We start from the raw sequence: 1427 nt of genomic DNA on the forward strand, positions 1-1427 counted from the left end.
GTGACGGATACGCCAAGGCCCCTCGGGTGATCACAAGCCCGCAGTGTGGGAGCGGCACCTGACCCGGGCCAGTTTCGCCACGGCCAAGGCCACCGTGGCGGAGGCCCCAACGCGGGGGCACATCGGCACCCTGATAGTGCAGGCGGAGGCACCGGTAGCGGGTTCGTCGTGCCGCCCAAGAAGGGCTGACCGAGCACACGCTCGGGCCACGTACGGGAAGGCCTTCGCCGAGTACGGGCGGAGCAAAGCGAGGACTCCAGCAGTCTTCTAGTCACCGACGCGCGGACCGAGCTGCACCATGATGACGATGCAGCCGATGACGAACGGGCTGAGAGCCAGCAGCGCGAAGCCTGTGCGCTGGGCGAGCTTTCCGACAGCCGGCGGTTTTGCCGTGGCATCCTCGGGCCGCCCCGGCGCGTAGTACACGGTGGCGATCTCGCCTTCGAGGATCGTCAGCGGAGCGTCCTCCTCCGCGAAGCGCACGGTTCGGCTCTTGTGCGTGGTGAACTCGAAGACGTGGTGCCGGGTCGTGGTCAGCGACGTGTCGCCGCCACCGCTGGTCGTCGCGTATGTTCGCAGGCAGTGGGCCTCGGCGGTGAGGCCGTGCCACGACTCGTAGGTCCGACGGGCCTTGTTGATCACCTTGGCCATGCCGAAGAGCACCAGCGCGATGACGAGCGACGGCACGCCGTACACCAGCATTTCCATAAGCCCCCCCGTGGACCGAGAGCCGGCCGCGCCGCCGACCTGTAGGGAACGTATCTCTGTCACAGGCGCGGGAGGCTCAAAGGAAGCTCAGAGGTCGTTTATCCCGAGCTCTGAAGAGTGACCCTGCCCACCTTGATCGTCTGGGGATGTGGACTCCGTATGGATTCCGGAGACGACATGGGCCCAACGCCGTTGCGTTTACCGATGTGAGCGGGGTGCAAGCCCTTTCTCCATGATCGTGATCTCGGTGCAGAGGGTGTAGGTCTGGGCGGTGGCGGGGTGCTTGCCGACGTTCGGGGCGTACTTGCTGTGGCTTTTGAGGCTGCGGGCCTTCAAGCGCTGGCGGCGGCGGGTTGGCAGGAGGTTGTCGAGCAGTGCGCGACCGATGGCGCCGACGAGCCGGACGGGGTCGGAGGGAAGGATGCCGGAGGCGGTGACGACTTGGTCGCGGGCGGAGTTGAGGGCGACGGTAAAGCTGAGCCGGTCCATGTCCAGGCCCTGCTGGTGGGCAGCGGCGTCCACGGCGGTGTGGATCAGGGCCTGGTAGACGGTGAGGATGCCCCACACTTCCTGGTCCAGGTCGGTAGGGTGCCCGGAGCGCAGGACGCGGCCGTCCAGCAGGGTCGCTTTCACGCCGCAGCAGTCGAACTGATCGGCGCGGGGCGGCAGCCGGTCGCATCCGCCGCACCGGCCGCACCGGCCGGGCCCATCGTGCCGGC

Annotated in this window: 2 protein-coding genes and 1 pseudogene; 1 reads left to right on the forward strand and 2 read right to left on the reverse strand. The window is 67.8% G+C overall.

What is annotated here, in order from left to right; translation table 11 throughout:
• Positions 1–31 precede the first annotated feature (31 nt).
• Positions 32–151, forward strand: a pseudogene (locus ACWD4P_RS38190) (SAM-dependent methyltransferase); the annotation flags it as partial.
• Between the two features lie 116 nt (positions 152–267).
• Here the strand turns inward: ACWD4P_RS38190 and ACWD4P_RS38195 are convergent.
• Positions 268–708 (reverse strand): hypothetical protein, encoded by a 441-nt coding sequence (locus ACWD4P_RS38195; RefSeq protein ID WP_449782817.1) that lies wholly within the window; start codon positions 706–708, stop codon positions 268–270.
• A 198-nt stretch (positions 709–906) separates the two neighbouring features.
• Positions 907–1341, reverse strand: a complete 435-nt coding sequence (locus ACWD4P_RS38200) for a hypothetical protein (RefSeq protein ID WP_449782818.1) — start codon at positions 1339–1341, stop codon at positions 907–909.
• Positions 1342–1427: the final 86 nt, after the last annotated feature.

Source organism: Kitasatospora sp. NPDC002543, from assembly GCF_053594915.1.

What these genes read in the sequence shown, in the direction of transcription:
- ACWD4P_RS38195 (WP_449782817.1), bottom strand. Translation starts at nt 708, where the DNA reads ATGGAAATGCTGGTGTACGGCGTGCCGTCGCTCGTCATCGCGCTGGTG.